The 22418-nt window shown below is 73.1% G+C and carries 18 protein-coding genes; 9 read left to right on the forward strand and 9 right to left on the reverse strand.

What is annotated here, in order from left to right; all coding sequences use genetic code 11:
• Positions 1 to 39 precede the first annotated feature (39 nt).
• Positions 40 to 1494: a tannase/feruloyl esterase family alpha/beta hydrolase gene (locus tag AB0E19_RS01135; RefSeq protein WP_362171166.1), complete on the reverse strand. Its 1455-nt coding sequence runs from the start codon at positions 1492 to 1494 to the stop codon at positions 40 to 42.
• Between the two features lie 385 nt (positions 1495 to 1879).
• Here AB0E19_RS01135 and AB0E19_RS01140 point away from each other — a divergent pair, with 385 nt between their 5' ends.
• The 3 genes from AB0E19_RS01140 to AB0E19_RS01150 all read left to right on the forward strand — a co-directional run bounded on the left by AB0E19_RS01140 (position 1880) and on the right by AB0E19_RS01150 (position 4608).
• Entirely contained in the window at positions 1880 to 2659 is a 780-nt protein-coding gene (locus AB0E19_RS01140; protein WP_362171169.1) for a CoA transferase subunit A, read from the forward strand.
• Positions 2659 to 3345, forward strand: coding sequence for a CoA transferase subunit B (locus tag AB0E19_RS01145; RefSeq protein WP_362171172.1), 687 nt, complete (start codon positions 2659 to 2661; stop codon positions 3343 to 3345). The genes AB0E19_RS01140 and AB0E19_RS01145 overlap by 1 nt, the downstream gene beginning before the upstream one ends.
• Before the next feature lie 453 nt (positions 3346 to 3798).
• Positions 3799 to 4608 carry an MBL fold metallo-hydrolase gene (locus AB0E19_RS01150; RefSeq protein WP_362171175.1) on the forward strand — a complete coding sequence of 270 codons (810 nt, stop codon included), beginning with the start codon at positions 3799 to 3801 and terminating at the stop codon, positions 4606 to 4608.
• 49 nt (positions 4609 to 4657) lie between these two features.
• Here the strand turns inward: AB0E19_RS01150 and AB0E19_RS01155 are convergent, their stop codons facing one another.
• On the reverse strand, positions 4658 to 5086 hold the full coding sequence (locus AB0E19_RS01155; protein ID WP_362171178.1) for a HEAT repeat domain-containing protein: 429 nt from the start codon (positions 5084 to 5086) through the stop codon (positions 4658 to 4660).
• The gene (locus AB0E19_RS01160; protein WP_362171181.1) at positions 4987 to 5679 is read right to left on the reverse strand and encodes an ankyrin repeat domain-containing protein; all 693 of its coding nucleotides are present in this window, start codon (positions 5677 to 5679) and stop codon (positions 4987 to 4989) included. The genes AB0E19_RS01155 and AB0E19_RS01160 overlap by 100 nt, the downstream gene beginning before the upstream one ends.
• A 132-nt stretch (positions 5680 to 5811) precedes the next feature.
• On the opposite strand from AB0E19_RS01160, the gene AB0E19_RS01165 reads away from it, so the two are divergent.
• Positions 5812 to 6744, forward strand: coding sequence for an aminoglycoside phosphotransferase family protein (locus AB0E19_RS01165; RefSeq protein WP_362171184.1), 933 nt, complete (start codon positions 5812 to 5814; stop codon positions 6742 to 6744).
• A 48-nt stretch (positions 6745 to 6792) separates the two neighbouring features.
• On the opposite strand, the gene AB0E19_RS01170 is transcribed toward AB0E19_RS01165, so the two are convergent.
• Positions 6793 to 7359, reverse strand: coding sequence for a GNAT family protein (locus AB0E19_RS01170; RefSeq protein WP_362171188.1), 567 nt, complete (start codon positions 7357 to 7359; stop codon positions 6793 to 6795).
• Between the two features lie 127 nt (positions 7360 to 7486).
• Here AB0E19_RS01170 and AB0E19_RS01175 point away from each other — a divergent pair, with 127 nt between their 5' ends.
• Positions 7487 to 8128: a hypothetical protein gene (locus AB0E19_RS01175; RefSeq protein ID WP_362171191.1), complete on the forward strand. Its 642-nt coding sequence runs from the start codon at positions 7487 to 7489 to the stop codon at positions 8126 to 8128.
• Between the two features lie 167 nt (positions 8129 to 8295).
• On the opposite strand, the gene AB0E19_RS01180 is transcribed toward AB0E19_RS01175, so the two are convergent.
• The gene (locus AB0E19_RS01180; RefSeq protein WP_362171193.1) at positions 8296 to 8589 is read right to left on the reverse strand and encodes a hypothetical protein; all 294 of its coding nucleotides are present in this window, start codon (positions 8587 to 8589) and stop codon (positions 8296 to 8298) included.
• Between the two features lie 232 nt (positions 8590 to 8821).
• Between AB0E19_RS01180 and AB0E19_RS01185 the strand changes: the two genes are divergently transcribed.
• Positions 8822 to 9817 (forward strand): hypothetical protein, encoded by a 996-nt coding sequence (locus AB0E19_RS01185; protein WP_362171196.1) that lies wholly within the window; start codon positions 8822 to 8824, stop codon positions 9815 to 9817.
• Positions 9818 to 9854: 37 nt separating this feature from the next.
• Here the strand turns inward: AB0E19_RS01185 and AB0E19_RS01190 are convergent, their stop codons facing one another.
• From AB0E19_RS01190 to AB0E19_RS01200, 3 genes are read right to left on the reverse strand one after another with little or no spacing between them, the layout of a single operon-like run.
• A complete protein-coding gene (locus AB0E19_RS01190; RefSeq protein WP_362171199.1) occupies positions 9855 to 10385 on the reverse strand; it encodes a DUF3291 domain-containing protein in 531 nt (176 codons plus the stop codon).
• Between the two features lie 32 nt (positions 10386 to 10417).
• Positions 10418 to 11125, reverse strand: coding sequence for a transcriptional regulator (locus AB0E19_RS01195; protein WP_362171202.1), 708 nt, complete (start codon positions 11123 to 11125; stop codon positions 10418 to 10420).
• Positions 11126 to 11184: 59 nt separating this feature from the next.
• Positions 11185 to 12093 carry an ion transporter gene (locus AB0E19_RS01200; protein ID WP_362171205.1) on the reverse strand — a complete coding sequence of 303 codons (909 nt, stop codon included), beginning with the start codon at positions 12091 to 12093 and terminating at the stop codon, positions 11185 to 11187.
• A 563-nt stretch (positions 12094 to 12656) separates the two neighbouring features.
• Between AB0E19_RS01200 and AB0E19_RS01205 the strand changes: the two genes are divergently transcribed.
• Positions 12657 to 14606 carry a calcium-binding protein gene (locus AB0E19_RS01205; protein ID WP_362171208.1) on the forward strand — a complete coding sequence of 650 codons (1950 nt, stop codon included), beginning with the start codon at positions 12657 to 12659 and terminating at the stop codon, positions 14604 to 14606.
• 66 nt (positions 14607 to 14672) lie between these two features.
• Here the strand turns inward: AB0E19_RS01205 and AB0E19_RS01210 are convergent, their stop codons facing one another.
• Positions 14673 to 18980, reverse strand: coding sequence for a bifunctional nitrate reductase/sulfite reductase flavoprotein subunit alpha (locus AB0E19_RS01210; RefSeq protein WP_362171211.1), 4308 nt, complete (start codon positions 18978 to 18980; stop codon positions 14673 to 14675).
• Between the two features lie 266 nt (positions 18981 to 19246).
• On the opposite strand from AB0E19_RS01210, the gene AB0E19_RS01215 reads away from it, so the two are divergent.
• Entirely contained in the window at positions 19247 to 20521 is a 1275-nt protein-coding gene (locus AB0E19_RS01215; RefSeq protein WP_362172286.1) for a GAF domain-containing protein, read from the forward strand.
• A 108-nt stretch (positions 20522 to 20629) separates the two neighbouring features.
• On the forward strand, positions 20630 to 22153 hold the full coding sequence (locus AB0E19_RS01220; RefSeq protein WP_362171214.1) for an aldehyde dehydrogenase family protein: 1524 nt from the start codon (positions 20630 to 20632) through the stop codon (positions 22151 to 22153).
• Positions 22154 to 22418 lie beyond the last annotated feature (265 nt).

Here is a 22418-nt window from a genome sequence, read left to right on the forward strand (position 1 = left end):
CCTGCCCCATGGATCGCCTGCGTGCGGAGCCCGTACGGCTCAGGACGGGCCGCCGGCCGGCTTCGCGGTGTCGAGCGGGCACACGTTCGCCAGGGTCGCCGCGTCCTGGCCGACGGGCCGCGCGACGGTGCGCGAGGCGGGTGGGCGGTGACCGGCGGCGAGCCAGCCCTCCAGGGCCGTGAAGGCCGTGCGGTGGCAGGGTGCGAGCGGCCGGAGCCCGCCGTCCGGGAAGGCGTCGACGAGCGAGTCGGTGTGGGTGCCGCCCTCGATGCGGTAGTAGCGGTGCAGCGCGCCGCGTCCCGCCTCGCGCACCATGCGGGCGTACACGTCGGAGTCCCGGCCGATCGGCAGGAGGGCGTCCAGGGTGCCGTGCAGGGTGATCAGCGGCTTGCCGATCCGCCCGGTGAGGGCGATCTTCCGCACGGCCTGCCGGACCTCGGCGGGCCGGGCCGCGTAGTCGTAGTCGGCGTCACAGGCGGGCGTGCCCGGCAGGCAGTACGGCGTGCCCGCCTCGGTCGCACCGTCGAAGCCGGGGTCGAGCTCCTCGCGGTAGATGCGCTGGGTCAGGTCCCAGTAGACCTTGTGGTGGTACGGCCACAGGAACTCCGAGCCGGCCGGGAACCCGGCGGCGTGCAGCTCCCGCCTCGCCTCCTCCGCGCCCGCGCCGCCCGCGGCGTACACGGGGTAGGCGCGCATCGCCTTCGGCAGGAAGTCGAGCAGGGTGGGCCCGTCGGCCCGCCAGAGTGTGCCTTCCCAGTCGACGCCGCCGTCGTAGAGCTCGGGATGGTTCTCCAGCTGCCAGCGGACGAGGTACCCGCCGTTGGACATGCCGGTCGCCAGGGTGCGGGCGGGAGGCCGGTGGTAGCGCTGCGCCACCACCGCCCGGGCCGCCCGGGTGAGCTGGGTGACGCGGTCGTTCCACTCGGCGATCGCGTCGCCGGGGGCCTTTCCGTCGCGGTGGAAGGCGAGACCCGTGTTGCCCTTGTCGGTGGCGGCGTACGCGTATCCCCGGGCCAGGACCCAGTCCGCGATGGCGCGGTCGTTGGCGTACTGCTCGCGGTTGCCGGGCGGGCCCGCCACGACGAGACCGCCGTTCCAGCGGTCGGGCAGCCGGATGACGAACTGGGAGTCGTGCTGCCAGCCGTGGTTGGTGTTGGTGGCGGAGGTGTCGGGGAAGTAGCCGTCGATCTGGATGCCGGGCACCCCGCTGGGGACGGCCAGGTCCTTCGGCGTGAGCCCCGCCCAGTCGGCCGGGTCGGTGTGGCCCGAGGCGACGGTGCCGGCCGTCGTCAGCTCGTCGAGGCAGGCGGACCGCTGGTGCTCCGCGCCGGGGACGCGCAGCAGCGCCTGGCGGGCGCAGTGGGATCCGGGGGTGGCCGGGGCGGCCGTCGCCGCGGGGGCGGTGGTGAGGGTGAGGGCGGCCACGGCCAGTGCCGCCTGCGCGCTTCGCCGCCAGGGGCGTGGTGAGGAGCGGAACGTGGGACGACGACGCATGGGTGCGTACCTCCGAGCTCGGGGTGTGCCCGTGCCGCCCGGGCGGGTGTCCGGGACCTCGGTCGGCCGGACGCTCGGGTGGGAAGGGGACGTGTCGGTAGCGGACTCGCGGGAGGTTATGCCGCCGTCCGGCCGCCCGACATGGCTGCGCGGCCCACCGTCCCGAGCCGTGCGGTGGGCGCCGCCACCACCCTGCCGACCGGTCGGCAGGGCGTCCGAGCGCCGTGCGGAGGCATGGATGAGCGACATGCGGGAGGGGGGTGGTGTGTGGAGGGCAGCCATGGTCGCCGTCGGCGCGCGCTGCCTAGGGTCGGTGCCTGTCGCTGGTACCGGCACCGGTTCCGACCTGCGAGGTCGTCCGGCTGCCCCGAGGGAAGGGATCCGCATGGGTCTGGACAAGACGGTCGCGAGCGCGGCGGAGGCGGTGGCCGACATTCCCGACGGGGCCTCGCTCGCCGTGGGCGGATTCGGGCTCTGCGGGATACCCGGCACGCTCATCGACGCGCTGTGGCAGCGGGGCACGGAGGGCCTCCGTGTCGTGTCGAACAACTGCGGGGTGGACGACTGGGGCCTCGGCCTGCTCCTCGCCGCCGGCCAGATCGCCCGCATGACGAGTTCGTACGTCGGCGAGAACAAGGAATTCGCCCGCCAGTACCTGAGCGGGGAGCTGGAGGTCGAGCTCGTCCCCCAGGGCACGCTCGCGGAGCGGCTGCGGGCCGGCGGCGCGGGGATCCCCGCCTTCTACACCCCCGCGGGTACGGGAACCCAGGTCGGCGAGGGCGGACTGCCGTGGAGGTACGCGGCCGGGGGAGGCGCGGTCGCGGTGGCGTCGCCGCCCAAGGAGACGCGGGAGTTCGGCGGACGTCCATACCTGCTGGAGGAGGGGATCACGACGGACTTCGCGCTGGTACGGGCGACCATCGGCGACCGGCACGGCAACCTGGTCTTCCGGTCCTCGGCCCGCAACTTCAACCCTCTGGCCGCCATGGCCGGACGGGTCACCGTCGCCGAGGTCGACCACCTCGTCGAGCCGGGCGAGCTCGACCCCGACGAGGTCCACCTCCCCGGCGTCTTCGTCCAGCGGGTGGTCCGGGTCACGCCCGGCGACCCCGCAGCCGAGCGGCGCGTCGAGCGCCGCACCGTCCGACAGGAAGGCGACGCCTGATGGCGCTCACCCGCGAGCAGATGGCGGCCCGCGCCGCCATGGAACTCACCGACGGCAGTTACGTGAACCTGGGCATCGGACTGCCGACGCTCATCCCCAACCACCTCCCGCCCGGCATCGAGGTCGTGCTCCAGTCCGAGAACGGGATCCTCGGCGTCGGGCCGTACCCCACCGAGGACGAACTCGACGCCGACCTGATCAACGCCGGCAAGGAGACGGTCACGACGCTGCCCGGCGCCTCGTTCTTCGACTCCGCGCTGTCCTTCGGGATGATCCGCGGCGGTCACATCGACACCGCCGTCCTCGGCGCCATGCAGGTCTCCCGCTCGGGCGACCTCGCCAACTGGATGATCCCCGGCAAGATGGTCAAGGGCATGGGCGGTGCGATGGACCTCGTCCACGGCGCCGGGCGGGTCATCGTCCTCATGGAGCACACCGCGAAGGACGGCACGCCCAAGCTCGTCGAGACCTGCGGGCTGCCCCTGACCGGGCGGGGCGTCGTCCAGCGCGTGATCACCGACCTCGCGGTCGTGGACATCACCCCCGACGGCTTCCTCCTGGCCGAACTGGCGCCGGGCGTCACCGCGGACCAGGTCGCGTCGGCCACCGCCGCGCCCCTGCGCGTACCCCCGCACCTCTCTCGGGACGTCGGATCGGGTCACCGGTCGGAGCTCCGGAGCCGGTAGGCCGGATGGTCCCGGCGAGCATCTCGGCGGGCCGGTGCCGCCGCTCCACGAGCGCGCCGCGCCGCGCCAGGCGCCCGTCAGCATGCCGATCGGCGGCCCGCTCTGGTGCGGCATCCTCGGCGTCCTACGCGCAGATCCGGCACAGGGCGTGGTGGAGGGCGCTGTCGGCCCACTCACGCAGCGTCAGCGGGTTGTCGACGTCGAGGTCGACCCCGCGGTGCCGCCGCGACCTTCACCCGGTCCGGCATGCAGGCGGCCTCGGCGACCGACAGGTGGTGGCGGAGGGTGCCCAGCACCCGCCCCACCCTCCCAAGACGCGACACCCAGGGCCCGGCTTCCGACGTCCTCCGCCACGACGAGCCTGCGTGACGTCACGTCACGTCCCCGGCCGAGATCCGCAGCGCGGGCAACCCACTTGACCGTCCTCCGGCCCGTCATGGCACCATCCGTGAGATGCCCCTCTCCCTGCACATCGGCCCCTACACCGTCATCGCCCTCACGGACGGCGCGGGCCCCTTCTTCTCCCCGAGGACGGAGGCGTTCCCCGACGCCACGGCCGAACAGTGGTCGGCGGCCGACCGGTTCGATCCCGGCGCGCTCGACGCCGAAGGACGCTGGTGGCTGCAGTTCCGCGCGTTCGCGATCCGCGGCGACCGGGGTGTGACGCTGGTCGACGCGGGGATCGGGCCGGCCGACAGCCCGGCGGCCGCATGGGCTCCGGTCCCCGGGGCTCTGCCCGCCTCGCTGGCCGAGGCGGGGATCGCACCGTCGGACGTGGAGACCGTGGTGCTCACGCACCTTCACACGGACCACGTGGGATGGGCCGTCGTCGGCGGGAAGGAGTCCCGACCGTACTTCCCGAACGCCCGGTACCTGCTCCAGCGGGCCGAACTCGACGCCCTGGAACAGATCAACCCCCCGTTGCGCTCCAGCGTCATCGACCCGCTGCGGGCGACCGGCCAACTCCGGCTGCTCGACGGCGAGACCGCGCTGCGCGGCGGCGAGCGCGTGATCGCCACGCCCGGCCACACCCCCGGCCACCAGAGTGTCCTCGTCGAGTCCGGCCGCGAACTCCTCGCCGTGACCGGTGACTTGCTCGTCCACGCGATCCAGCTGCTCCACCCGGGACTCGCCTACGCCCACGAGATGGACCCGCAGCAGGCCAGGGCGTCCAGGGCCCGGGTCCTGGACGCCCGGACGACGCACACCCTCCACCTGGCGACACCCCACCTGACGGAGCCGTTCGTCGTAGCGGGTCGGTGAATCCCGGGGTTCGTGAGCCGGCCTCGACCGAGCGTTCCGCGCAGGGTGGTCACCCATCCGCGGATCCGCCCGCCTCCCACCGGACGACCGCGGTGAGGCGATGGTCGTGCCAGTAGGCGGGTTCGTGCGTCTGCCCCACCCGCCCGATCGCGTCCCCGGTCCGAGGGTCGTCCCTCCTGAGCAGCCCGTACGCGGCCGCCAGCCTCATGCCGAAGTCGTCCTCGTCCAGCAGCGCCACGAGGGCGTCGGCGAGCTCCGCCGAGCGGTCCTCGCCGGCCGCGGCGGCGTCCGCGACCCCGGCCCGCACCCGAGCCTCCGGGTCCCGGAGCAGACGCACGACGACCTCCGTTACCTCGGCACTGCCGGCGTGCTCCGCACTCAGGACCGAGCCCGCACCGACACGCACCTCCCCGTCATCGTCCGCCGCGAGGGCAAGCAGAGCAGTGCGAACCTCCGCGTCCAGAGGCGCGGCGGCCATGCTCCCCTTCCGTAGGAGTGCGGGGACCCGAGCACGCACGCGAGCGTCGGGATGTGCCGCGTAGCGCAACCCCGTGGCGTTCTGCTCCTCGTGTTCCGGCTCCTCCAGGACACGGAGAACCTGGACCAGGACTCTGGAGTCCTCGTCCCCCTCGCGGGCTGCGGCGTTCGCTGAGGATCCAGGCGGCGGAATGCTCTCCGGACAGGACCGGAGTCATCGGCCCTGTAGCGGAGTTCCTCCTCGACGTCCCGCGCGCACCAGGACGCGGCGAGGTCGAGCAGCCGCGCCCGCTCGTCCTCCATGAGGCGCAATCGAGGTTCACGGCCGAGCACTTCCGTCACGACCGCCGGGGATCCGCCCTCGACCGCCCGCGTCAGAGGCGTCGTTCCGTCCGGCAGCGTCCTGTCCGGATCCGCGCCTCCCTCCATGAGGGCCTGCGCCACCGCCGCGTCGAACGCCGCTATCGCCGCGCACAGGACGGGAAGGCCGTCCTCCATCACCGTGTCCGGATCCGCTCCGGCCTCCAGCAGCGCGGCCACCGCGGCGGCGTCCCCCTGCCGGACCGCCGCGGCAAGCCTCGTACCGTCGTCCATATCGCGCTGGTCCCGTCTCGTATGCGCACCCCGGCCGATGCGTCCTGCGACATCCCCGCCCGGTGACAGTAGTCCCGGTCCGTCGAGGGAGGCCGGCGGGGGGACGGACGGATTGCCACGTAGGGTGACGGGATGATCGATGTGCCGGAGGAGTTCGTACGCAGCACTGTCGGCCGGGAGGGTGCGGTCGGGTCGGCCTGGCTTGTCGAACTACCGCACATTGTCGAGGAGTTGCTGGAGCAGTGGGGGTGCTCTCCGGACGGCGAGGTGATGCACGGGGGCGTCGGCGTCATCGTTCCGGTGCGGCGGCTGTCCGGGGAGGGCGCGGTGCTGAAGGTGTCATTCCCGCATCCCGGGAACGTCCATGAGCCGGACGCGTTCGTCGCGTGGGGCGGGCACGGGGCCGTACTGCTGCACGAGCGCGACGACGAGCGATTCGCGATGCTGCTGGAGCGGGTCCGGTCTTCGACCCTCGCGGAGGTGGCGGACGGTGACGAGGTCGCGGCGGTCGCCGGGCGGCTCGATCGCCGCCTCGCCGTGCCCGCACCGCCCGGCCTGCCCCGGCTGCGCGAGCAGGCCGGCGCCTGGGAGGCCCAATTCCGCGAGGACGCCGAAGCATTGCCGCACACCATGCCACCGCGCGTGCTGGACGCCGCCGTCGCGACGGTACGGGAGCTGGGCTTGGACCAGCCGGACACCGTCGTCCACGGCGATCTGCACGCGCGGAACATCCTGCGTGCCGACCGGGAGCCGTGGCTGGCCGTCGACCCCAAGGGGTACGCGGGAGATCCCGCCTACGACGCCGGCACGCTGCTGAAGTCGCGGGCGCTGACGCTCCTCGAAGCGGACGACCTGCGCGGGGCCGCCGACCGGGTCCTCGACGTCTTCGCCGAGGCGGCGGAACTCGACCGGGAACGCGTACGCCGATGGGCACAGTTCCACGCGGTGAAGGCCGCTTTCTGGGGCCGTCGGCACGGCTTCCGCGTCGCTCGCGACGGTCCGCGCCTCGCCTGGCTGACCCAGTTCATGGAACGACTGGCCGGGGTGCTCACCGAACGCCCGTAGCGCGCCGGTCGACGCGTACCGTTCCGAGGGGGCGCTCAGGGCCCCGGGTCATGCGTCGGCGACGGTCAGGTCCTCGGCGATCCGGGAGTAGACCAGCATGTCGCGGCGCTCGCCGCCCACCGGCTGCCGGCTGCGGAGATGGCCTTCGTAGGTGAAGCCGGCCTGCACGGCCGTCTTGCGGGAGGCGGTGTTCCAGGGTTCGACGTACAGCTCCAGGCGCGCGAGGGCGAGATCGCGGAGCGCCCAGGAGGCGATCGCGCGCAGGCCCACCGCGGCGACGCCCCTCCCCCGGGCCGAGCCCGCCACCCAGTAGCCCACGGAAGCACGCCCCGCGTCGGCGGCGTCCGGCCACAGGCCGACCGCCCCGAGGCCACGGTCCCCCGCCGCCTCGGCCATGACGAACGGGTATCCCGTGCGGCTGAGCGCCCGGTCCTCCTGGCGGGCGACGAAGGCGATGCCCTCGGCGTGCGTGTAGGGGCTCGGCACGGTGGTGACCAGTGGAATGTAGGCGTCCTCGGCCGCCTCCCGCACCAGCGGCAGGTCGTCGAGGCCCCAGGGCCTCAGCACCAGGCCGTCGCCTGCGTCGATTCGGGGAACGATGAAGGGCGTCCGCATACTCCTCACCATGCCCCGGTCCGGCGCACGTCGGCGCGACGCCACACCGCCCCGTACCGTACGCGGACGGACGGCACCACGCTCGCTCGACGCCGCCCACCCACCCCCGACCGCAGGGAGCTCCACCATGAACCCGCATCCCGATGTCGCCGCGCTGCTCGCACTCGTACCGGCGGACTGCGCGGGCGGTGAGCGGATCGACTGGTCCGCGGCCGAAGGTGCGCTGGGCACCGCGCTGCCGAGCGACTACAAAGCCCTGCTGGACACGTACGGCGTGGGCGACATCGGCGACCTCGTCATACTGCCGCCGCTGCCCAGTGACGTGCGCGGGTGGGCAAGCTGTCACATCGGGGCCAGGACGGACGACCTGCGCGGGCTCTGGGCGGAGGACGCGGGGGTTCCGGGCGTGGCGTCGGGGGCCGACGCCGTCCTGCCGTGGGGCACGGGAATGAACGCGAACGAGATGGCCTGGCTCATGAACGGCCCGGACCCGGACAGGTGGCCCGTGGTGGCCTGGCGTCGGCACCACGCGTGGAGCGAGTCGCCGTGGGCTCTGTTCGACTGCACCATGGTCCAGTTCATCACCCGCATGATGCTGGGCCGGTTCGACGCGTGTCCGCTCGGGGACGTGTCGCTCTGGAAGCGGACCGGGACCTTCGTGAGCCGGCGGGAGCAGGAGCGACGGTTCCAGGCCGGTCTGGATCCGTTCACGGGCGAACCCGATCCCTACGCGGGGATGTTCCCCGCCCCCGTGGACCCGTTCAGGTAGGCGGCGGTCGGCGGATTCACGAGATCCGGCCCCTCTGTGTCGGCGAACGACCCTGGACTCTGCACTCCGTACCGGGTCCCGCACCGGATCCCGTACCGGGTCCCGCACCGGATCCCCTCCCGGGGACGGACGGCGACGGCACCCGGTGCGGCGGGCCTCCGACTGCCTTATGAAACGACGAAGTTGTGGGCCGGGATGATCGTGGGCCGGACGTCGGCGTGGCCGAGCTCGGCCAGGATCGGGCCGAAGGCCTCGGCGTGGGTCTCCAGTGCCTCCTGGCTCTCCCAGACCTCGGTCACACGGAACACCCCGTCGGCCGTGCCGGCCGCGTGCGAGACGAGCCCCACGACCGGCAGGTCCGCGAAGCGGGTGAAGCCTCTGCCGTCCGTCATCCGCTCGATGACCGTGTCGTAGAGCTCCTGCCCGGCGCCGGGGAAGTCGAAGGTGACGATGATGGCCATCGGTGTGCCCCTTTCTCGGTCCGCCGCATGCCTGTGGCGGCGGCAACGCCCGCGATCCTAGCGGTACGTGATCACCCGAACGCGCAGAGCGATCCGCAACGGTGAAGCCTGCCCCCGGCGTTGACGGTCGATTGTCAGTGCCTGCTGAGATGCTGTTCCAAGAGTCGCCCCCGCGCCCTGGCGGGTTCGGAACGGGGCGGGGTGGCGTCGGCCGTCGTGGAGAGGGGCCCATTTGAAGATCATCCTGGACAACAACATCTGGTCGTACCTGGGGGACGAGCGGGCGGGCGACCGGTTCAAGGCGCTCGTCCGCTCCCTGGGTCACCGCGTGGTGACCCCGCCCGGTGTCCTGCTGGAGGTGCTCCAGCACCCCCGCTCCGACAAGCGGGAGGCCATCGTGCGGGCCCTCCTGACCGGCACCGACGAGCGGTTGCGGAGCGAGGCCGACCTGGAGGCCGCGGAGGTCGTCGCGGAGGTGCGCCGCCTGCGCCCGCAGTGGGTGCGCGCGGTACCCGACACCGGTCGCGAGGCGAGCTGGCGCACCTTCTGGACCAAGACGTTCTGGCGGCGCGCCCTGGACTCCCACGAGCTCTTCCGCGAGATCGCTCCGGCCAGGCACGCGGACCGTACGGCGCAGCACCTGGTGGACGTCCAGAAGACGCAGCAGAAGGAGTGGCGTGCGGGGAGGTTCGACGTCGGCGACCTGTCCCGCATCACCGCGTTCCCGTCCGAGGAGACCGGGCCCGGGCCGCAGCTCGGGTGGGAGCCCGGCGACCGGATCGCGGCGTGGCGACCGCTGACGCAGGAGGTGTACTGGCGTTCGTTCGCCGTGGGCCGCCGTTCGGTGCTGACGCACGAGGACACCACCGGCGCCGACTGGGTCGGCGCCCGTGTCGACCTGGGCGCCATGTGCGCCTCCCGCGAGGAGTTCAACCGTTTCTGGCTGTACGAGGTGGACGCCGCGCACATGCCTCGCAACTGGCTCCGGTGGGCGGCCCAGACCGTCCAGGCGGACATGAAGGTCACCGGCGGCAACCCCCGTGACGTGCAGCACGCCTCCCACCTGCCGGACTGCGACGTGTTCCTGACGGCCGACAAGAACTTCGTGCGGGTCCTGGACCGGATCGGGCAGCAGTCACCCGTGCCGGTGGGTCGTGGCCTCCGGGTGGCCCCGGCCGCTCACGGCGGCGTGGTCGAGGCGATCGAGGCGGCGCTCCGCACCGCGTGAGGCCGGCGCCTCCATCACCCCCCCATGACGATGGTCCTCACGACGCGTCGACGTCACCGCCGTCGTGGGGAGCGGAGCGCGCCGCGAAGGACTCCGCCTCCGCGGCGGTGTAGGCGGAGGCGAAGGTGAAGGCGCGGGGGGACGGGCCGTGGGCGCGTAGGTCCGCCAGGCGTTCCACGGCCTCCTCCGCGGTCGGGCGGTGCCCGGCGGGGACCCACCAGAGGACCAGGTGCGCCTCGACGTGCCGCTCGAACCACGCGCGGCGCTGCCGCATCACTTCCAGGTGCCCACTGCGGTAGGTGAAGTCCCACAGGGCTTCCTGGTTCTCCCAGACGCTGAGGTTCACGATGACGTCCTCGCCCGCGGGGCGCGCGCCGGTGGCGTCGGACGTCCCTTCCTCCACGAACCGCCACACGAAACCGGGAGTGCCGTCGGCGGCGGTGTTGATCGGGTCGAGCATCTCGACGAACGGCGCCATGCGGGGGTCGTCGAGGGGGTGGAGAAGTGTGGCCACATTGAGCTGGGCGAGGTGGTGGGCGCCGACGGGCGTGTGCGGGGAGGCGGTCATGGCCTCATCCCAGCATGCCGCCCGTTTCTATGTCAATGAATATTGTTTTTAGAAGGCTCGACCACCACGCAGCACTCCCCCGGCCTCGCGTCCATCCGGGCGCGGACGGCGTCCGACTCGCCCAACAACCCCTCCAGCAGTGCCAGGTTCATGCCGCAGACAAGCGGCGGGAAGCGCTCGGCGACGGCATGGAAGGGACAGTTGCGCAGACGGATGACGGCGGCTTCGGCGGGTTCAGCGGCTTCGGCGGCGTGATCCCCATCGGCGGCTTCAGCCGCTTCGAGGTGCGGCTCGTACCCCCGGGCCGCCAGCAGTTCCATGGCTTCCTCAAGGCTTCCGCACGGCTCGGTCGCCCCACGCAGGGCCTCACCCCTGCGGCGTGCGGCCGCGCAGAGCCCGGCGTCCAGGCCGGCCAGTTCGGCGGCCTCCGCGAGCAGTTCGGCGGCGGTGCGGTAGTCGCGGGCGGGCAGCGACACCGACCGCTCGCCCGGCGCCCTCCGGTAGACCTTGGCGGGGCGGCCCGCCCCCGGGCCCGAACGGCCCGTGAGGCGGCGGCTGCCGCTTTCCAGCAGCCCCGCCTCCGTCAGGCGGTCCAGATGGTGCGCGGCGAGGGTGCGCGCCACGCCCGCCACCTCCGCCGCCTCGTTGCGCCCGACGTCACGGCCCTGCGCCACCACGTACTCGTACAGGCGGCGGCGTACCGGATCCTGCAAGGCGGCGATCGCTTCGATGTGCTCCATCCGGCCATTCTAAAGACAATGGATATGGGATATAGAAAGGCCGGAGGGGCGCGGCTCGGTCAGGCGATCGTCGCCATGCGGTCCTTCTCGCCGACGGCGCTGGGCCGGTGCGTGGCGGCCAGGGACCGTTCGAGGAGGTCGAGGCTCTGCCGCATGTCGGCGATGCGCTCCGCGAGGTCCGCGTCCTCCGCCTTCCCCGCGCCGCCGCGGGAGGCACGGCCCTCGGCGTCGAGGGCGGCGTTGTCGAGTTCGCGCGCCTCGTCGAGGCTGTTCAGGACGACCCCGATGAGGACGTTGACCAGGACGAAGGAGGCGAGCAGGACGTAGGAGCCGTAGTAGAAGAGGCTCAGGCGCGAGATGGCCAGGCCGTTGTAGATGGCGTCCTGGAGCCCCTCCAGGGTCATCAGGAGGAAGAGCGTGAGCAGGGCGCGGCCGAGGGAGCCGAAGTGGGCGGGGTCGTGGGAGCCGAAGCAGACCCAGCCGATCATGGCGTAGACGTAGAGGATGACGGCGCCGACGAAGAGGAAGCTGACGGTGCCGGGCAGGCTGCGCGAGACCGCGATGAAGAGGATGCGCAGCTGGGGCAGGAAGCGGGCGGTGCGGAGCACGCGTACCAGCCGGAGCAGCCGCAGGACGGTGGAGTTCTCGCGTACGAAGGGGATGTAGGCGCACGCGACGACGAGCAGGTCGAAGATGTTCCAGCCGTCCCGCCAGAACTCCTTGGGCCGGTCGGCGTGGGCGCCGACGCGCAGCAGCATCTCCAGCGTGAAGAAGGCGAGGCAGACGAGCTCGGCCCCGTGCAGTTCGGCCGCGTGGTCGCCGGCGAAGCCGCGGTAGGTCTCGGCGCCGAGGAGGACGGCGTTGAAGAGGATCACCGTCAGGACGGCGAAGGAGAAGGCGGGGGCCTCGGTCACGGCGCGGCAGGCTGCCGCGATCCGGACCCGGGTGGGAGCCGGGGCGGTGGTCATGAAGGTCTCCGGAGGCGCTTGCGCCGGGCACGGGCTGCGGTGCGGGCGCGCGACGAGATACGGGGGCGGGCGGGGAGGGAGTGGGTTTCCTGCTGTCCTAACGGGCCGGGAAGACGTCGGGCTGCGGGGTGGGCGCGAAAAGGCTGAACGATTCATCCGCTGCGGGGAAAGACCGCGCATTGGGTCCCCTCCGGACTGCCGGGTCCGTGACCGCCCCCGCCCAAGATCGTTATCTCCGGTCCTCCCGACGGCCGCCGCCGCTGCTCCCGGCCGATGGGCCCGGCCCTCCGGTCGGATGGGTCCGGTTCCTCCCGGCCGATGCGTCCGGGACGGCATCGGCGACGGGCCCTGCGGTGCTCACCCCTGGGGGTGGAGCCGGTCCGTCCAGTAGGCGCAGTTCGGCCCGTCGCGCCGGGGCCGGTCACCGGCGGCGAGAAGGGTGGGGGCCTCAGGATCGACGGACGGAGTGATCACGCATGTCCTTGAGGAGCTCATGGCCGCGGACCGGTCGCACGAGGACGGTGAGGGCGAGGGCGGCGAGGGCGAGGAGGACCAGGGGGGCGGTGGGCGCCGCCGTCGTGGCGCTCGTCCTGGGGCTGCCGGCGGTCGCGGTGGCCGCACCGGGGGATCTGGACCCTTCCTTCGACGGCGACGGCAGGGTCGTGACCGACCTGGGCGGCTTCGCCGGGGCCGAGGGCATGGTCGTACAACCGGACGGGAGGATCGTCACCATCGGGTACGGGTACTCCGACGAGACCTCCGGCGACTTCACCCTCACCCGGTACAACGCCGACGGCAGCCTGGACCCGACCTTCGGTGGTGACGGCATCGTCACCACCGACTTCGTGGGGGCCAACAACGACGAGGGCCGCGGCGTCGCGCTGCAGCCCGACGGCAGGATCGTGGCGGTCGGCGGGTCCACCGACTGGGGCGGCAACGGCCAGTGGGCCGCGGCCCGTTACCTCCCTGACGGCAGCCTCGACGCGAGTTTCGGCGAGGGCGGCAAGGTGCTCACCGAGATCGACGTCGACGCGATCGAGACCGCGCAGGCGGTGCTGGTCCAGCCCGACGGCAGGATCCTCGCCGGCGGGTCCAGCGGCGGTGTGTGGTCGCTGGTGCGCTGGGACTCCGCCGGCGTTCCGGACCCCGGCTTCGGCGGTGACGGGCGGGTCACCACCACCTTCGGTCCCACGTGCTGTCACGGCGTCGCCGACATCGCCCTGCAGGGCGACGGCAGGATCGTCGCCGCCGGGAGTGCCGACGGTCTCGCCGTGACCCGCTACCTCGCCGACGGCACCCTCGACACGACCTTCGACGGCGACGGGCGGGTCACCACCGGCACCGGCGCCGGGGCGGCCGTCGCGCTGCAGGCAGACGGGCGGATCGTCGTCGCGGGCAGCGAGGGCAACGCCTTCCTCGTGTCCCGGTTCACCACCGCCGGCGCGCCGGACCCGGGCTTCGACGGGGACGGGCGGGTCACCACCTCCTTCGGCCCCGAGGAGGGCGGCGGCGCCGACCTGGCCGTGCAGTCCGACGGCCGGCTCGTCGTGGCGGGCCGCTACGCCGGTGACTTCGCGCTCGCCCGGTACAACACCGGTGGCTCACTGGACCCCGGCTTCAGCGGAGACGGACGGGTGACCACCGACTTCGGCGGCACCGGGGACGCGGCCGCGAGCGTGGCGCTGCAGGCCGACGGCAGGATCGTCGCCGCCGGGCTCGCCGGTACGGCCTTCAGTTTCGAGGCGCACCGGGGGCTGGCCCGCTACCTCGGCGGTGGCGGCGTCGAGCCGCCCGCCGGCGTGGACGTGTCGGTGACCGGCACCGGGGCCGCCACGGTCGCCATCGGCGACACCGTCACCTACACCGTGCGCGCGGCGAACAACAGCACCACGACCGCGGCGACGAACGTCCAGCTCACCGACACCCTGACGGGTACGGCCACCATCCTGTCGGCCACGACCGACCGGGGCACCTGCACGACGGTGCCCGGCCGTGTCACCTGCGCCCTCGGCACGCTCGACCCGGCCGGGAGCCCGTCCGGCGCCTCGGCCACGGTGACGATCGTCGTCGAGCCCTCGCGGACCGGCACACTGACGAACACGGCGACCGTCACCGCCGCCCAGGCCGACCCGACGCCGGGCAACAACACCGCGTCCCGCACCACGACCGTGAACAACAGCCGCGGCTGCACGATCATCGGAACCAGCGGCGCCGACACCCTCAACGGTACGTACCAGGGCGACGTGATCTGCGCCCTCAGCGGCAACGACACCGTCAACGCGAGCTTCGGCAACGACACGGTCCACGCGGGTCCCGGCAACGACCGCGTCGACGGCAGCTACCACAACGACACCCTGATCGGCGGCACGGGAGCCGACACGCTCCTCGGCAACTACGGCAACGACACGCTGAACTCGGTCGACGGGGTCGGCGGCAACGACACCGCCAACGGCGGTCTCAACACCGACACCTGCACCACCGATCCCGGCGACGCGCGGGTCGGCTGCCCCTGATCCGCCGTCCCTGATCTCCCTCCCTGATCCCGCGATCCCTCCGTCCGCGATGTCGACCGGCGTGCGTCAGTAGACGTCGCGGACGTAACGCTTCTCCGTCGCCAGCTGCTTCACGTACGCGGCCGCCTCCTCCTCGGTCATCCGGCCGTGGCGGGCGACGACGTCCCGGAGGGCGCGGTCGACGTCCTTCGCCATGCGGGCGGCGTCGCCACAGACGGCGAGGTGGGCGCCGTCCTGGAGCCAGGACCACAGGGCGGCGCCGTGCTCGCGCATGCGGTCCTGGACGTAGACCTTGGCGCGCTGGTCGCGGGAGAAGGCGGTGTCGAGGCGGTCCAGGTGGCCCGTCGCCAGGTGGGCTTCGAGGTCCTCCCGGTAATAGAAGTCGGTGGCCTGGCGCTGCTCGCCGAAGAAGAGCCAGTTGCGGCCCGTGTGGCCGCGGGCCAGGCGGTCCTCCAGGAAGCCGGCGAAGGGCGCCACGCCCGTGCCCGGGCCCACCATGATCAGCGGCGCGGCCGGGTCGGCGGGCGGCCGGAAGTGCGGGGTGCGCTGGACGAAGACCTGCACCGGGCCGTCGTCGGCGTGATCGGCGAGATAGGCGGAGCAGACTCCCGTACGCTCCCGGCCCCGGTCGTTGGCGTAGCGGACGACCGAGACGGTGAGGCTGACCTCGCCCGGCTGCGCGAGGGGGCTGGAGGAGATCGAGTACAGGCGCGGCTGGAGCCGCTTGAGCACCCCCGCCCACTCGGCGGCCGAGGCCCGGACCGGGTGGGAGGCCATGAGGTCGGGTGCCTGAAGTCCCCAGCTCCACTTGGCCAGTTCGTCCCGGTGACCGGGGCGGAGCAGCCGCTTGAGCTCCTGGCTCCCGGTGCGCTCGGCGACGAACCTCAGCAGGTCCGGGGTGATGCGGGTGATGTCGAAGCGGGTGCGCAGCGCTTCGACGAGGGGCAGAGTCTCCGCTCCCCTGCCCGATCCCCTGCCCACTCCCGTGCCCGCTCCCGTTCCCGTGCCCGTTGTCACGGGTTCGGCCGGGTCGAGGCCTGTCAGGGCGAGCCACTCCGCGACCAGCTCCCCGCTGTTGACCGGCCAGACGCCGAGGGCGTCGCCCGCCTCGTACGCGAGCTCGCCGCCCCGGGTGTCGAAGGTGAAGCGGCGCACCTCCTTCTGCGAACCGGGCAGGCTCAGAAGCCGGTTGCCGACGAGGAGCGTCGCGAACGGCGAGGACTTCGAGTACGCCGGCGGGCGCGCGCTCCCGCCCGGGGACGGCACGGGGGCGGTGCGGGACGGCTCGGTGCGAACGGCCGGTACGGCGGGTTCCGCGGCCTCCGGGGGCAGCAGCGGCAGGAGGGCCGTGAGCCAGGCCATCGAGGTCTCCTCGTGGTCGGGTTCGCAGTCGGTACGCGGCAGGAGGCGGCCGGCGCCGAGTTCGGCGAGGCGCTCGTCCATCCGGCGGCCGTGGCCGCAGAAGTCGTCGTACGCCGGGTCCCCGAAGGCGAGGACGGAGTAGCGCAGGCCGTCGAGGCGCGGGGCCTCGGGCGCGTTCAGGGCCGTCCAGAAGGCGGCGCCGTTGTCGGGGGCGTCGCCGTCCCCGAACGTACTGGTCACCACCAGCAGGTCCGTGTCGGAGCCGAACGCGGAGAGGTCGGCGCGCTCCATCGGGAGGAGCACCGGCCGGTGTCCGGCCTCGGCGAGCCGGCCGGCGGCCGTCGCGGCGAACTCCTCGGCGGTGCCCGTCTGCGACGCCCAGAGGATCAGGAGCCGGCGCGCGGCGGACGGCGCCGACCGCCGGGTGCGGTCCTCCCCCGCCGCCGGTGCGGGGGAAGCCTGCGCCGGGAGCGGCGGGGGCGCGTCCGCCCGGGTCCGGGAGAACGTTCCGGCGAGGGCCCCGTCGACCCAGACCCCGTGGTCGGGGCTGAAGGGGGCGGTGGCCGGCAGGACCGGGATCCGGCCGTCGGCAGGGGCGGCGGCGAGCCCGGAGAGGAACCCCGCGAGATAGCGGCGCTCGGGTTCGGTGAACGGCGGCGGTACGAGCTCCGCGACGCCGAACAGGGCGGCGAGGGCCGTCGCCGCGGACCCGGTCGCCGCATCGGCCTGCGGGACCGCCTCCGCGGCGGTCCCGGAGACGGTCTCGGAAGCGGTCCCGCAGGCGGTCTCGGAAACGGAAGCCTCGGTCGGCACCGGCACCGGCACCGCATGCGGCACCCGTACCGGAACCGGTGCCGTCGTCCTCGCCAGGCTCACGGCGCACACCTTCAGCTCGGGCTGGAAGGAGAGGGGGTCGACGGCGTCGTGGGTGACGGCGTTGACGCTCAGGTACTCGCCGAAGAGGTCGTTCCAGTGGAAGGGGGCGAAGCAGCTGCCGGGCAGGACCCGGTCGGTCACCACGGCGGGCAGGACGGCGCGGCCGCGCCGGGAGGCGATCTCCAGGTGGTCGCCCTCCCGGACGCCGAGGGCCGTCGCGTCGTCGGGGTGGACCTCGACGAACGGGCCGGGGTTCAGCTTGGTCAGCTTGGCGACCTTGCCGGTCTTGGTGAGGGTGTGCCACTGGTGCTGGAGCCGACCGGTGTTGAGGACGAACGGGTAGTCGTCGTCCGGGAGTTCGGCGGCCGGCAGGTGAGGGCGCGGGAAGAAGCGGGCCCGCCCGTCGGGTGTCGGGAAGGCGAGGCGGGGGCGCGTGCCGTCCGGGCGCTCCAGCAAGGTCTGGCTGACGCCGTCGTTGAGGTAGCGGATCGGGTTGCGGTCGGGGCCGTCGGCGGTGGGGGCGGGCCACTGCACGGGGGTGGCGCGCAGGCGCTCGTACGAGACGCCTCGCAGGTCCCAGCCGGTCTGCGGGTTCCAGGCCTGCTTGAGCTCCTCGAAGACCTCCTCGGCGGAGGCGTACGTGAACGCCTCGGCGTATCCCATGGCGCAGGCGACGCGGGCGATGAGCTGCCAGTCGGGGAGGGCCTGGCCCGGGGGGTCGACGACGCCCTGGACGAGGGTGAGGTTCCGCTCGGAGTTGACCATGACGCCGTCGGACTCGGCCCACAGGGCGGCGGGGAGGACGACGTCGGCGTACGCGTTCGTCTCCGTGTCCGCGAACACGTCCTGGGTGACGACGAGTTCGGCCGATTCGAGAGCGGCGATGACGGTCTTGCGGTTGGCGACGGAGGCCACCGGGTTGGTGCAGATGATCCAGCACGCCTTGATGTCGCCGGCCGCCATCCGTTCGAACATCTCGACGGTGCCGCGCCCGGCCTCCTCGCGGAGGGAGCCCGCCGGAATGCCCCACAGGTCCTCGGTGAAGGCGCGGTCGGCGGGGACGAGGACCGATCGCTGCCCGGGCAGGCCGGGTCCCATGTAGCCCATCTCCCGTCCGCCCATGGCGTTGGGCTGGCCGGTGAGGGAGAAGGGGCCCGCGCCGGGCCGGCAGATGGCACCGGTGGCCAGGTGCAGGTTGACGAGCGCGTTGGTGTTCCAGGTGCCGTGCGTGGACTGGTTGAGTCCCATGGTCCAGCAGCTGGTCCAGGCACCGGCCTCGCCGATCCACCGGGCGGCGCGCCGGATGTCGCCCTCCGGGATGCCGGTGAGTTCGGCGACCCGCGACGGCGGGTAGTCGGCGAGGAAGGCGGGCATGGCGTCCCAGCCCTCGGTGTGCGCGGCGATGAACTCCTCGTCGAGCCGTCCGTCCTCGGCGAGGAGGTGCAACAGGCCGTTGAGCAGGGCGAGATCGGTGCCGGGTCTGATCTGGAGGAAGAGGTCGGCCTTGTCGGCGGTGGCGTTGCGGCGCGGGTCGACGACGATCAGCTTGGCGCCGGCGGTCTTGATCCGGTCCATCATCCGGAGGAAGAGGATCGGATGGCAGTCCGCCATGTTGGAGCCGATGACGAGGAAGACGTCGGCGTGGTCGAAGTCCTCGTACGAGCCGGGCGGGCCGTCCGCCCCGAGCGACAGTTTGTAGCCGGTTCCGGCGGAGGCCATGCAGAGGCGGGAGTTCGACTCGATCTGCTGGGTCCTCACGAAGCCCTTGGCGAGCTTGTTGGCCAAATACTGTGCCTCCAGGGACATCTGGCCGGAGACGTAGAACGCGAGGGCGTCGGGGCCGTGTGCGTCCAGGACGGCGCGGAGGCGTCGGGCCACGTCGGCGACCGCCGTGTCGACGTCGGTCGCGACCGGCGCCTCCTCGCGCTCCGCCCGCACGAGCGCCGTGGTGGCCCGCCCGGGGGCGGCCAGCATGTCGGCGCTCGTGGCCCCCTTCGTACAGAGCCGCCCGGCGTTCGCGGGGTGGGCCTTGTCGCCCGAGGCCTTCACGGCCCTGCGGCGCCCCGTCTCGGGGTCCGTCGCGATGTCGAGGACGATGCCGCAGCCGACCCCACAGTACGAGCAGGCCGTACGCACGGCCCTGTCCTCCGCTTCCGGCGACCCCACGGGTACCCCTCCCCACGACACCGACACCGCCTCCTACGTGGGAACTCTCCCACGGAGAAGACGTTAGGAAGATCCGGTTTCCGGTCGATCACACCCTCCGGGCGGGACGGGTTACGCGGCCCGCACGCCGGCCTCCGGCCCGCCGTGAGGCACCGGCTCCGCTTCCGGAACTCCTGCGGTCCGGTGCTCACGCGGCTCGTTTCGGGTGCTTGTCGGCGGTCGGCGCGGGCACGACGATGTGCGCCGGGAGCGAGCAGTACGTCCTCGATGGGGAGGCCGACTTGAGCGAGGCGACGACACGGTGGAGCGGGCGGTCCGGCACGGAGCCCCGGGCGCTGGTGGCGGAGTCGTGGCGGCGGTCCGAACGGGCGCGGGTCAGCCGGGAGGGCGCGGCGCCGACGGAGCTGGACGAGGAGGAGCTGGCCGCGTACCGGGCGGGGCATCCGCTGGCGGCGGCGATGCCGGTGATCAGGGAGCTGCTGGGCGCGGACGCCAGGGACGGCGGGCATCTGCTCGCGGTGTGCGACGCGGGCGGGCGGCTGCTGTGGGTGGAGGGGGATCCGGCGGCGCTGCGGCAGGCGCGGCGGATGAACTTCACGGCCGGTGCGGGCTGGGCGGAGACGGCGGCGGGGACGAACGCGCCGGGGACGGCGCTCGCCGTCGGCCGCCCGGTGCAGGTGGTGGCGGCGGAACACTTCCGGCCGCCGGTGCGGGCGTGGACGTGCGCGGCGGCGCCGCTGCACGATCCTCGCACCGGGCGGCTGCTGGGCGCCGTCGACCTGACCGGCGGCGCGGGGCTCGCCCATCCGCACAGTCTCGGGCTCGTCCGGGCGGTGGCGCGGGCGGCCGAGGCGCAGCTGGCGCTGCTCGCACCGGAGCCGGCGCCGGGCCGGCCCCGGCTGACCGCGCTGGGCCGGGACGAGGCGCTGCTCGTGGTGGACGGGCGGCGGCTGCGGCTGAGCCGTCGGCACAGCGAGATCGCGGTGGTCCTGGCACACCGGCCGGAGGGGGTGGGCGGCGAGGAGCTGCTGTCCCTGTTGTACGAGGACGGGTCGGTCACGCCGGTGACGCTGCGGGCCGAGCTGTCCCGGCTGCGGTCGCTGCTCGGGCCGGAGGTGCTGGCCTCGCGTCCGTACCGGCTCGCCGGACCGGTGGAGGCCGACTTCACGGTGGTGGACCGGCGGCTCGCCTCGGGGGCGGTCGCGGCGGCCGCCGGGGAGTACGCGGGCCCCCTGCTGCCGGGGTCGGCCGCGCCCGGGGTCGTACGGCTGCGGGAGCGGCTGGCGGGCCGGCTGCGGGCGGCGCTGGTGGCGCGGGCGGATCCGCTGCTGCTCGCGGACTGGGCGTACAGCGCGTGGGGCGAGGAGGACCTGGAGGTGTGGCGGGCGCTGTGCGCGGCGGTGCCGGCGGCACAGGCCGCGCCCGTACGGGCGCGGCTCGACGCGCTGGAGGCGGAACTGTCGTCCGGTGCAACGGGGTTGCAACGTCCCCTCCCCCACACTCGGCGGTGAGGGCGCCGGTCGGGACGACGGGCGCCCCGCCGTCCGCGGCCGCCCCGCGCCCGCCGTCCGGTGGGTCCCGGCGGTCGGGATCCGTACGACCTTCAGGGAGGTCTGCCGATGACCCGCTACGCCGCACCCGGTACCGAGGGCGCGCTCATGGCGTACCAGCCGCGCTACGACCACTGGATCGGCGGCGCGTACGTCGCCCCGGCCCGCGGCCGGTACTTCGAGAACCCGAGCCCGGTCGACGGCCGGCCGTTCACCGAGATCGCCCGGGGCACCGAGGAGGACGTGGAGCGCGCCCTGGACGCGGCGCACGCCGCCGCGCCGGCGTGGGGGCGGACCCCGGCGGCCGACCGGTCGGCGGTGCTGCTGCGGATCGCCGACCGGATGGAGGCGAACCTGGAGGCGCTCGCGGTCGCGGAGACCTGGGACAACGGCAAGCCGGTGCGGGAGACCCTCGCGGCCGACATCCCGCTGGCCATCGACCACTTCCGCTACTTCGCGGGGGCGCTGCGGGCGCAGGAGGGGTCGCTCAGCGAGATCGACGAGGACACGGTGGCGTACCACTTCCACGAGCCGCTGGGGGTCGTGGCGCAGATCATCCCGTGGAACTTCCCGATCCTGATGGCGGTGTGGAAGCTGGCTCCGGCGCTGGCGGCGGGCAACGCGGTCGTGCTGAAGCCGGCGGAGCAGACGCCGGCGTCGGTGCACTACTGGCTGAGCCTGGTCGCGGACCTGCTGCCGCCGGGCGTGCTGAACATCGTCAACGGCTTCGGCGAGGAGGCCGGCAAGCCGCTGGCCTCCTCCCCTCGGGTCGCGAAGATCGCCTTCACCGGCGAGACGGCGACCGGCCGCCTGATCATGGAGTACGCCTCCGCGAACCTGAAGCCGGTGACGTTGGAGCTGGGCGGCAAGTCGCCGAACATCTTCTTCGACGACGTGTGGGCGGCGGACGACGACTTCCGCGACAAGGCGCTGGAGGGCTTCACGATGTTCGCCCTCAACCAGGGCGAGGTGTGCACCTGCCCGTCGCGCGCGCTGGTGCAGCGGGGCTGCTACGGCGAGTTCATGGAGGCGGCCGTCGCCCGCACGGAGGCGATCGTCGCGGGCCACCCGCTGGACCCGGCGACGATGATCGGCGCGCAGGCGTCGGCGGAGCAGCTGAAGAAGATCCTCTCCTACCTGGAGATCGGCCAGCAGGAGGGCGCCAAGATCCTGACGGGTGGTCAGCAGGTCGGCCACGGCGGCGACCTGGAGGGCGGCTACTACATCCAGCCGACCGTCTTCGAAGGCGACAACCGCATGCGGATCTTCCAGGAGGAGATCTTCGGCCCGGTCGTCGCGGTCACCTCCTTCACCGACTTCGACGACGCCGTCCGCACGGCCAACGACACCCTCTACGGCCTCGGTGCCGGCGTCTGGACCCGCGACACGAACACCGCCTACCGCGCCGGCCGCGCCATCCAGGCGGGCCGCGTCTGGACCAACTGCTACCACGCCTACCCGGCCCACGCCGCCTTCGGCGGCTACAAGCAGTCGGGCATCGGCCGGGAGAACCACAAGATGATGCTGGAGCACTACCAGCAGACGAAGAACATCCTCCAGAGCTACTCCCCGAAGAAGCTCGGCTTCTTCTAGAGGCACGAAGAAGGGCGCCTGACCTGGTCTTTCACCCAGGCAGGCGCCCACCAGTCGCATCAGCCAGCGCGAGATGGATTATGCGGCGCAACCACCAGTCTCTCCCACCGCCATCCCAGTCCTGACCAGCTCTTCCGGTCCATTTCCGCTCCAAGTCCGGCCTAGCCGAGGGGGGCCGCCCTGGCTGATACGGTCCCGTTCCTCCACGGACTGCTCGATGAGGCGGTTCGCCTGCTCTCGCACGCCGTCCAGGAACTTGGCGTAG

It is taken from the genome of Streptomyces sp. NPDC047974, from assembly GCF_040653375.1.
In the GTDB taxonomy this organism is placed as follows: domain Bacteria; phylum Actinomycetota; class Actinomycetes; order Streptomycetales; family Streptomycetaceae; genus Streptomyces.